11 protein-coding genes and 1 pseudogene are annotated in these 9,583 nt (G+C 71.3%); 3 read left to right on the top strand and 9 right to left on the bottom strand.

Translation table 11 applies throughout. From position 1 onward, the window contains the following. Window positions 1-400: 400 nt before the first annotated feature. Both trxB and trxA read left to right on the top strand, forming a co-directional pair. Entirely contained in the window at window positions 401-1,366 is a 966-nt protein-coding gene (trxB, locus tag AE652_RS26535; protein WP_049655859.1) for a thioredoxin-disulfide reductase, read from the top strand. Between the two features lie 129 nt (window positions 1,367-1,495). Next, the gene (gene trxA, locus AE652_RS26530) at window positions 1,496-1,822 is read left to right on the top strand and encodes a thioredoxin (RefSeq protein ID WP_049655857.1); all 327 of its coding nucleotides are present in this window, start codon (window positions 1,496-1,498) and stop codon (window positions 1,820-1,822) included. A gap of 93 nt (window positions 1,823-1,915) precedes the next feature. Here trxA and AE652_RS26525 read toward each other — a convergent pair whose 3' ends face one another. The 9 genes from AE652_RS26525 to rpmH form a co-directional block, all read right to left on the bottom strand. Further along, the gene (locus AE652_RS26525; protein WP_049655856.1) at window positions 1,916-2,530 is read right to left on the bottom strand and encodes a GNAT family N-acetyltransferase; all 615 of its coding nucleotides are present in this window, start codon (window positions 2,528-2,530) and stop codon (window positions 1,916-1,918) included. Between the two features lie 132 nt (window positions 2,531-2,662). Next, a complete protein-coding gene (locus AE652_RS26520; protein WP_074001897.1) occupies window positions 2,663-3,703 on the bottom strand; it encodes a ParB/RepB/Spo0J family partition protein in 1,041 nt (346 codons plus the stop codon). Next, window positions 3,700-4,671: a ParA family protein gene (locus AE652_RS26515; protein WP_234348544.1), complete on the bottom strand. Its 972-nt coding sequence runs from the start codon at window positions 4,669-4,671 to the stop codon at window positions 3,700-3,702. The genes AE652_RS26520 and AE652_RS26515 overlap by 4 nt, the downstream gene beginning before the upstream one ends. Window positions 4,672-4,918: 247 nt before the next feature. After that, a complete protein-coding gene (rsmG, locus tag AE652_RS26510) occupies window positions 4,919-5,737 on the bottom strand; it encodes a 16S rRNA (guanine(527)-N(7))-methyltransferase RsmG (protein WP_079271995.1) in 819 nt (272 codons plus the stop codon). A 159-nt stretch (window positions 5,738-5,896) separates the two neighbouring features. Then, the gene (locus AE652_RS26505) at window positions 5,897-6,427 is read right to left on the bottom strand and encodes a R3H domain-containing nucleic acid-binding protein (RefSeq protein ID WP_049655854.1); all 531 of its coding nucleotides are present in this window, start codon (window positions 6,425-6,427) and stop codon (window positions 5,897-5,899) included. A gap of 82 nt (window positions 6,428-6,509) precedes the next feature. Continuing rightward, window positions 6,510-7,682, bottom strand: a complete 1,173-nt coding sequence (gene yidC / locus AE652_RS26500; RefSeq protein ID WP_049655853.1) for a membrane protein insertase YidC — start codon at window positions 7,680-7,682, stop codon at window positions 6,510-6,512. After that, window positions 7,679-8,050: a membrane protein insertion efficiency factor YidD gene (gene yidD / locus AE652_RS26495; protein ID WP_049655851.1), complete on the bottom strand. Its 372-nt coding sequence runs from the start codon at window positions 8,048-8,050 to the stop codon at window positions 7,679-7,681. The genes yidC and yidD overlap by 4 nt, the downstream gene beginning before the upstream one ends. Beyond that, complete coding sequence (rnpA, locus tag AE652_RS26490) at window positions 8,047-8,475, bottom strand: ribonuclease P protein component (protein ID WP_049655849.1); 429 nt, start codon at window positions 8,473-8,475, stop codon at window positions 8,047-8,049. Before rnpA ends, yidD begins: the two co-directional genes overlap by 4 nt. 18 nt (window positions 8,476-8,493) lie before the next feature. Further along, window positions 8,494-8,631 carry a 50S ribosomal protein L34 gene (rpmH, locus tag AE652_RS26485; RefSeq protein ID WP_030305394.1) on the bottom strand — a complete coding sequence of 46 codons (138 nt, stop codon included), beginning with the start codon at window positions 8,629-8,631 and terminating at the stop codon, window positions 8,494-8,496. Between the two features lie 353 nt (window positions 8,632-8,984). On the opposite strand from rpmH, the pseudogene AE652_RS47495 reads away from it, so the two are divergent. Next, a pseudogene (locus AE652_RS47495) lies at window positions 8,985-9,583 on the top strand (chromosomal replication initiator DnaA); the annotation flags it as partial.

The raw sequence follows: 9,583 nt of genomic DNA, 5'->3' as shown, positions 1-9,583 counted from the left end.
GATCATGAGATCGGATCGCCCATGACCGCTCCGGCTCCCCCACCGCGCCGGGCTGCCCGGCCCCGGCCTCCGGCACCCCGCTGGCCACCGACCGGGGCACCTTCCAGGGCGCCCCGGTGGACGTCCTGGTCTACCCGCTGCCCGGCCGGCCCGGTTTCGTCGACGTCTACCTGCGCTCCCCCGACTGCGGCCCGACCGTCCTGCACCAGGCCGTTCCCAGCCACTGACCGACGGTTTCCATGCGATCCACGCCAACTCCGCCACGCCGCTTCCGGACTTCGGGCGGCTGGTACTGATCCGCCTGGGAATGCGAGACACTGGTCAGTCGTTGTCCCGGGCGGCGGAGCAGGACCGCCCTCCCCGCAGCAAACGCGGGTCGCGATGCGAACCAGGAGAAGCAGTGAGCGACGTCCGTAACGTGATCATCATCGGTTCCGGCCCGGCCGGGTACACGGCCGCGCTCTACACGGCCCGTGCCTCCCTCAAGCCGCTGGTCTTCGAGGGGGCCGTCACCGCCGGTGGCGCGCTCATGAACACCACCGAGGTCGAGAACTTCCCGGGCTTCCGGGACGGCGTCATGGGCCCCGAGCTGATGGACAACATGCGCGCCCAGGCCGAGAAGTTCGGCGCCGAGCTGATCCCCGACGACATCGTCGCGGTCGACCTCACCGGTGACGTCAAGACCGTCACCGACTCCGAGGGCAACGTGCACAAGGCGCGCGCCGTGATCGTCACCACCGGCTCCCAGCACCGCAAGCTCGGCCTCCCGAACGAGGACAAGCTCTCCGGCCGCGGCGTCTCCTGGTGCGCGACCTGCGACGGCTTCTTCTTCCGCGACCAGGACATCGCGGTGGTCGGCGGCGGCGACACCGCGCTGGAGGAGGCGACCTTCCTCTCCCGCTTCGCCAAGAGCGTCACGATCATCCACCGCCGGGACTCCCTGCGCGCCTCCAAGGCGATGCAGGAGCGCGCCTTCGCCGACCCGAAGATCCGCTTCGAGTGGGACAGCGCGGTCGAGGCCATCCACGGCGACCCGAAGCTGACCGGCGTCACCCTGCGCGACACCACCACCGGCGAGACCCGCGAGCTGGCCGTCACCGGCCTGTTCATCGCGATCGGCCACGACCCGCGCACCGAGCTCTTCAAGGGCCAGCTGGACCTCGACGCCGAGGGCTACCTCAAGGTCGACGCCCCCTCCACCCGGACCAACATCCCGGGCGTGTTCGGCGCCGGCGACGTCGTCGACCACACCTACCGCCAGGCCATCACCGCCGCCGGCACCGGCTGCTCCTCCGCCCTGGACGCCGAGCGCTACCTGGCCGCGCTGGACGACCTGGAGGCCAAGGCCGCCGCCGTCGCGGTCTGAGCCCTTCCCGCTCCACCCGCGGGGGTGTTCCACGTGAAACACCCCCGCCCCGGCCGGGCAGAAACAGAACGGGCCCACCCGTTGTTCTCCTGGCAGCAGCCCCCTCCGTCCGAACCCCGAGGAGTTCCCGTGGCCGGCGCCACCACCACAGTCACCGACGCGACGTTCGAGAAGGACGTCCTCGAGAGCGAGAAGCCCGTACTGGTCGACTTCTGGGCCACCTGGTGCGGCCCGTGCCGCCAGGTCGCCCCGGTCCTGGAGGACATCGCGGCCGAGCACGGCGACAAGCTGACCATCGCCAAGCTCGACGTGGACGCCAACCAGGCGACCGCCGCCAAGTACGGCGTCATCTCGATCCCGACCCTGATCGTCTACCAGGGCGGCGAGCCGGTGAAGTCCATCACCGGTGCCCGTCCGAAGGCCGCGCTGCTGCGCGAGCTGGCCGACTTCATCTAGGTCTTCCGGTCGTCGACCGCGCGGAGGCGGGGCTCCCCTCGGGGGGAGCCCCGCCTCCGTCGTTCCCGGCCCCTTGAAGGGCGTCTCCGGGCCCTAGAAGGGCAGCACCGGCTCCTTCCGCCCGCCGCCCAGCAGCCGCTCCAGCGCCCCCTCCACGTCGCCCCGCCAGGAGAGCGTGGTCCGCGCCTCCAGCCGCAGCCGCGGGTAGCGCGAGTGCGGGCGGACGGTCCTGAAGCCGACCGCGAGCAGGTGGTCGGCCGGCAGCACGCAACTGGTCGGCGCCCGCCCGGAGGAGCCGAAGGCCTCGATCGCCCGCACCCCGCGCCCGATCAGGTCCTTGGCCACGGTCTGCACCAGCACCCGGCCGATCCCCTGGCGCTGGTAGCCCGGCAGCACCCGGCTGACCATCAGCTGGACGGCGTCGGGCGAGACCGGGCTGGTCGGGAAGGACTGCGAGCGGGGGACGTAGGCGGGCGGCGCGTACAGAACGAATCCGGCGGGCCGGTCGTCCACGTAGACGATCCGGCCGCAGGAGCCCCACTCCAGCAGCACCGTGGAGATCCACCCCTCCTTCTCCAGCTCCGGCTTGCCCGACTCCACCGCTTCCTTCGCACTGACCGGGTCCAGCTCCCAGAACACGCAGGAGCGGCAGCCGGCCGGCAGGTCCCCGAGGTTGTCCAGCGTCAGCGGAACGATCCGCCGTCCCATGGCCGCACCTCCTCCTCCCTCTCACGGTCGAGCATTCCCCCACGAACGCCGATGGGTGCATGTTTCACGTGAAACAGCGCTCACGTGGAACACGCACCCATCGGGTCGTCGCCCTCGGCCGGCCGGGCCGGCTCAGCCCTGCGACAGCCGCAGACCGTCCTCCCCCGGGGCCATGCTGTCCAGGATCCGGTTCAGGTCCTCGACCGAGCCGAACTCCAGCACCACCTTGCCCTTGCCCAGCCTGCCGCCGCGCTGCGACACCTCGACCTTGACCCGGGTGTCGAAGCGGTCGGACAGCCGGCTCGCCAGGTCGTTGAAGGCCGGGGAGTTCAGCTTGCCCGCCTTCGGCGCCTGGCGCCTGGGCTGCTCCGGCTCCTCCGAGCGCATCAGCACGACGAGCTCCTCGACGTTGCGCACCGTGAGGCCCTCGGCGATCACCCGCGCGGCCAGCCGCTCCTGCTGCTCCGGGTCCGACAGGCCGAGCAGCGCCCGGGCGTGCCCGGCCATCAGCGTCCCGGCCACCAGCCGGGTCTGGACGGAGGGCGGGAGCTTCATCAGCCGCAGGGTGTTGGAGACGTGCGTCCGCGAGCGGCCGATCCGATCGGCCAGCTCCTCGTGGGTGCAGGAGAAGTCCCGCAGCAGCTGGTCGTAGGCGGCGGCCTCCTCCACCGGGTTCAGCTCGGCGCGGTGCAGGTTCTCCAGGAGGGCGTCCAGCAGCAGCTTGTCGTCCTCGGTGGCCCGGACGATCGCCGGGATCCGCTCCAGCCCGGCCTCCCGGGAGGCGCGCCAGCGGCGCTCGCCCATGATCAGCTCGAAGCTGTCCACGCCGACCTGGCGGACCACGATCGGCTGGAGCAGACCGACCTCCTTGATGGAGGTGACCAGCTCGGCCAGCTTGTCCTCGTCGAAGACCTCGCGCGGCTGGCGCGGATTGGGGGTGATCGCGTCCAGCGGCAGCTCGGCGAAGTACGCGCCGGCCGGCTGCGCCTGCTCGGCCCGCTTCTCGGCGGCCGCCCTGGCCGCCACCGTGCCGCGGACACTCGGCAGCGGCGTCACCGGGGCCGGTGCGGGCACGGCTGCCGCAGTCTTCGCCTCCACCCCGCCGTCCACCGGCGCGGCGGGGCGGATCAGCGCCTCCAGCCCTCGACCCAGACCAACCCTGCGAGCACTCACTGATGACCCTCCGTCGTACCGTGCTGTGCCACCGGGGCGCCGTGCCCCTGCTGGCCGTCCCGCTGCTGACCCACCAGCGAGCCGCCCGGGCCCACCGCACGCTGCGCGAGCTCGCGGGCGGCCTCCAGGTAGGAGAGCGCCCCGGTCGACCCCGGGTCGTAGGTGAGCACCGTCTGCCCGTAACTGGGCGCCTCCGAGATGCGCACCGACCGCGGGATCGCCGTGCTCAGCACCTCTTGGTGGAAGTGGGTCCGGACCTCCTCGGCGACCTGGGCGGCCAGCCTCGTCCGGGCGTCGTACATGGTGAGCAGGATGGTCGACACGTGCAGTGCGGGGTTGAGGTGCGCGCGCACCAGCTCGACGTTGCGCAGCAGCTGGCCGAGGCCCTCCAACGCGTAGTACTCGCACTGGATCGGGATCATCACCTCCTGGCCGGCGACCATGGCGTTGACCGTCAACAGGCCCAGCGAGGGCGGACAGTCGATCAGGATGTAGTCGAGCGGCTGCTCGTAGGCGGTGATGGCGCGCTGGAGCCGGCTCTCCCGGGCCACCAGGGAGACCAGCTCGATCTCGGCGCCGGCCAGGTCGATGGTGGCGGGGACGCAGAACAGCCCCTCGACGTCGTGCACCGGCTGCACCACGTCGGCCAGCGGCTTGCCCTCCACCAGGACGTCGTAGATGGACGGCACCTCGGCGTGGTGGTCGATGCCGAGCGCCGTGGAGGCGTTGCCCTGCGGGTCGAGGTCGACGACCAGGACGCGCAGGCCGTGCATGGCGAGGGAGGCGGCCATGTTCACGGTGGTGGTGGTCTTGCCCACCCCACCCTTCTGGTTGGCGACCACGATCACCCGGGTGGCGGCCGGCCGGGGCAGTCCCTCACCCGCTCGGCCGATCGCCCGGACCGCAGCCTGGGCGGCCCGCGCGATGGGCGTGTCATCGATCTGGTCGACGGTCTCCGAGTCCTGCATGGGGGTCAGTGTTTCACGTGAAACCGGAGCGGCAACAGTCGCCGCCCGGTCACGGCGGAGGATGCCCGAGAGCAAGGAGCGACGTTTCACGGGAAACACCATGCCCGCTATGCCGGAAATCTGACGTTGCGACACTCCGGTGTCCGGCCGTCGACCCCACCGACACCTGAACGACGACGGGCGGACGTTCCCCCCTCGCAGGAGGCCCGTCCGCCCGTGGTCGTCAGGTGCCCGACGTCACGCCCGATCAGCGTCCGCGGCGCCGTCCGCCCCGGCCGCGCTCGCCGTTCCGGACGCTCGCGGTGCGGCCCGCCCGGGCCGCCTTGGCGCGCCGGGTGGCCGCCTTCACCCCGCCGGGGCTCTCCCCCGCCTTCACCTGGACCACCCGGGTCGAGGTCTCCAGGGTGCCCTCGCCGACGGCGATGACGCTCCACTCGACCGCACCCAGCTTGGCCAGCCCGGCCCGCGAGTCGGCCAGCTCCTGCTCCGCGCTGTCCCCCTTGAGCGCCAGCATCTGCCCGTGCGGGCGCAGCAGCGGCATGCCCCAGCCGGCCAGCCGCTCCAGCGGCGCCACCGCCCGGGCGGTCACCACGTCCACCGCGAGCTTGCCGACCATCTCCTCGGCGCGGCCGCGCAGCACCGTGACGTTGTCCAGCCCCAGCTCCCGGACGACCTCCTCCAGGAAGGTGGTCCGGCGCAGCAGCGGCTCCAGCAGCGTCACCGAGACGTCCGGACGGGCCAGCGCCACCGGGATGCCCGGCAGGCCGGCCCCGGAGCCGACGTCGCACAGGGTGATGCCGGAGGGCAGCAGCTCGGCCAGCACCGCGCAGTTCAGCACGTGGCGGTCCCAGAGCCGGGGCACCTCGCGGGGCCCGATCAGCCCGCGCTGCACGCCCGCGGTGGCCAGCAGCTCGGTGTAGCGGACCGCGGCGTCGTAGCGCTCCCCGAAGACCTCCCGGGCGGCAGCCGGTGCCTCGCCAGGGTGCTCCAGCTCGGTGGCCGGCCCCTCAGCGGCCGGGTCCACGTCCGCCCCCGGCCGGCCGGCAGCCGCGTTCTCCGTGTCCATCTCGACCTCTCCGATCCCCGGATCCACCGACCCGCTCAACGCACTGTTTCACGTGAAACATCCCAGAAGGGACGACGACCCCGCCCGCACGAGGCGGACGGGGTCGCGTCCGGTGAAGCTCTCCGGCCGCCGCGGCGGCCGGTCGTCGACCTGTCGGCCTCAGACCGGCAGCACGACCACGAACCGCTGGGGCTCTTCGCCCTCGGACTCGCTGCGCAGGCCGGCCGCGGCGACCGCGTCGTGGACGACCTTGCGCTCGAAGGGAGTCATCGGCCGCAGCTTGACCTGCTCGCCACTGCTCTTGGCCTGCTCGGCGGCCTGGGCGCCGAGCACCGCCAGCTCCTCGCGCTTGCGGGCCCGGAAGCCGGCAATGTCCAGCATGAGGCGGCTGCGCTCGCCGGTCTCCCGGTGGACAGCCAACCGGGTCAGCTCCTGGAGGGCCTCCAGCACCTCGCCGTCCTGGCCGACCAGGCGCTGCAGCGCACGGTCGTTGCCGTCGCTGACGATGGAGACCAGGGCGCGGTCGCCCTCGACGTCCATGTCGATGTCACCGTCGAGGTCCGCGATGTCGAGCAGACCCTCCAGGTAGTCCGCCGCGATGTCGCCCTCCTGCTCCAGGCGGGAGATGAGGCTCTCGTCGGCGCTGGCGGCGGCCTCGGCCTCGACGGCGGAGGTGGTGCCTTCCGTCACTGATGGACTCCTTCGGAGATGGGCCCGTCTGTCGGGCCGGGGACGAAGCTCTTCGCGGCGGTCACAACGGGCTCGGGACCGGTCAGGACTTCTTCTTCGGCCGCTGGCCGCCACCGCGCTTCGGCTGCTGCCGGGTGCCCTGCTTGGTACCGGCGGGCTTCGCCGCGGCCTGCTTGGCGGCCGCCGGCTTGGCACCGGAGTCGGACGGCACGCTGTCGGACGGAGCCGTGTCGGCGGCTTCCTCCGCCTGGCTGTCCTTGTCCGGCTCGCCGGTCGGCTGTCCGACACCGGCCTGCTGGCGCTGGGCCTTGCTCTGCCGACGGGGCTGCTGGCGGCGCACCTGCACCGACTCCTCGACCACCGCGGCGGCGCTGGCCGCCTCGCTGACGGCCGCCTTGGACGGGGGCAGCATGCCCCAGAGCGCGCCCTTGATCTCCGTACCGTCCGGACGCAGCCGGCCGGCCTTCTTCAGACGGGCCTGACGCTCCTCGAAGGCCTTGCTGCCCGGGGTCGGGTTGTTGTGGATCACGACCAGCTGCTGGCCCATCGACCAGACGTTGGTGGTCAGCCAGTAGACCAGGACACCGACCGGGAAGTTGATGCCCATCACGGCGAACATGATCGGGAAGACGTACATCAGCATCTTCTGCTGCTGCATGAACGGCGTCTTCACCGAGAGGTCGACGTTCTTGGTCATCAGCTGGCGCTGGGTGACGAACTGCGACAGCGACATCAGGATGATCATCACGGCGGTGACGATCTTGACGCTGGTCTCGGGGCTGCCCACGAAGGTCGCGGAGAGCGGGGCACCGAAGATGTGCGCCTTGCCGGCGCTCACCAGCAGGTCACCGTGGATGACGCCGATGTCCTGGCCCTTGGCGACCTTGGCGAGCACCCCGTAGAGCGCGGTGAAGAACGGCGCCTGCACGATGATGGGAAGGCAGCTGGAGAACGGGTTGGTACCCGCCTCCTTGTACAGCTTCATCATCTCTTCGGACTGGCGCTGCCGGTCGTTCTTGTAGCGCTCCTGGATGGCCTTCATCTTCGGCTGGATCGCCTGCATGGCCCGGGTCGCCTTGATCTGCTTCACGAAGAGCGGGATCAGGCAGATCCGGATGACGACCACCATCGAGGCGATGGCGAGACCCCAGGCCCAGCCACCGTCCGGGTTGAAGATGTGGCTGTACAGCGAGTGGAACTGGACGATGATCCAGGACACCGCTGTGTACAGGGGATTCAGGAAGGAGAAGGTCACCGGTCAGGCTCCTTGGACAGGTGGATTGGCCGCACGGGGCCAATGGTCGCCGGGCCCTCGGGGTCCGGACCGGCGGGGGTGGCGGTCACCGGGTCTCCGGTGGCGGACCGGCTCTTCAGCCAGTCTCGCAACCGCCGGTGCCACACCGGATGCTTGCGCGGCGGGACATGATCGACCCCACCGGGCGTCCACGGATTGCAGCGCAGGATGCGCCACACGGTCAGCCCGCCGCCCTTGACCGCTCCGTGCACCTTCACGGCCTCGTAGCCGTAGTGCGAGCAGGAGGGGTAGTAACGGCAGACCGGACCGAGCAGTGGGCTGATGGTCCACTGGTAGACCCTGATCAGACCCATCAGCAGGTACTTCATCGACCTGCTCCCGTCGGCGCCGTGGCGGCGGGCTCCGTCCTCAGCAACCGCTTCAGTGCCGCGTCCAGGTCACGTTCGAGGTCCTGGTACGAGGCGGTCGCGGCCTGGGGCAGCGCACGCACCACTATCAGGCTACCGGCGGGCAGCCTGGAGAGACGATCACGAACGAGATGGCGCAACCGGCGCTTGACCAGGTTGCGAACGACCGCCGGGCCAACGGCCTTGCTCACGACGAAACCCGCACGCGCCGAAGGAGTCCCCTCGGCGACGTGCGGGCGGGAGTCGCTGGTCCGGTCGGTCTGCCCCTGCGGGTCACCGTCTCTGCTGAGATGGACGACCAGAAGGGGCCGGCCGGCCCGGCGACCGCGTTTCACCGCGGTCGCGAAGTCCTGGCGCCGCCGCAGCCGATTCTCGGAGGGCAGCACAACAGACTCTGGCGCGGATCAGGCGGACAGGCTGCTGCGGCCCTTGCCACGGCGGGCGGCCAGGATGGCGCGGCCGGCGCGGGTACGCATACGCAGCCGGAAGCCGTGGGTCTTCGCGCGACGACGGTTGTTCGGCTGGAAGGTGCGCTTGCTCACTCGGGGGCTCCTGAGGTGAATCGTAGGATGACGGGGAATCGCTTGGCCGTCACCGTGCGTCCGCGTGATCTCCCCTGATTCGGAAATCCGGCCCATCGCCCCAGTTCGGCTGGGGTTTGAGGCAATCCACGGCGCCCGTGCTGCGCGCCTTATGGAGCGGGTGGACCCGCGGACATGCGGCAGCGGCCATCGACAACTCGACCTGGTTACGGTACGCGGGACGGGGCACGGGGGTCAAACCAGCCGTCTCTCGCCCGTCTTACCCACAGCCTGTGGACAACGACTTGATCCGTCCCTGTTCGCTGACTACCGTTGCAGAACTTGTCTGGTTTGTTCTTGGAAAGCGTGCACCAGTGGCTGATGTCAACAGCGACCTCGTCCCGGTCTGGGCCAGGGTCGTCGAGCGGCTGGTCGCCGACCCCGATGTCGGGGAGATGGACAAACAGTGGGTGCAGCGCACCCAGCCGATGTGGATGATGCACGACACCGCCCTGCTGGCGACCCCGAACGAGCGGGCCAAGCAGGTGCTGGAGGGCCGGCTGCTGCCGCAGCTGACCGAGGCCCTCAGCCGTGAGCTCAGCCGCCCGGTCCGGATCGCCGTGATGGTCGACGCCAACGCGGTGCCGACCACCCCCGCACCCGCTCCCCAGGCCCCCGCCGAGCCCTACCCGGGCCCGCCCGAGGACGACACCCCCGGCTACGGCGGCCAGGGCTACCAGCAGCCGTACGAGCACGGCCAGCCCTACGAGCAGCCGCAGCCGTACGAGCAGGGCCAGGGGTACGAGCAGGACTACGAGCGCCCCCGCTACGACACCGGCGGCTACGAGCAGCGCCAGGCCCCGTACGGCGGCCCCGGCGGCGGGCCCGGCTGGCAGGGCTACCAGGAGCAGCCGCCCGGCTACCGCGACGCGGCGGAGCCCGCGTCCCGTCCGGCGCCGCGGCCCGTCCCCGG

Source organism: Kitasatospora sp. MY 5-36 (genome assembly GCF_001182915.1).
GTDB lineage: Bacteria > Actinomycetota > Actinomycetes > Streptomycetales > Streptomycetaceae > Kitasatospora.
This window is presented reverse-complemented; position numbering and strand designations above follow the sequence as displayed.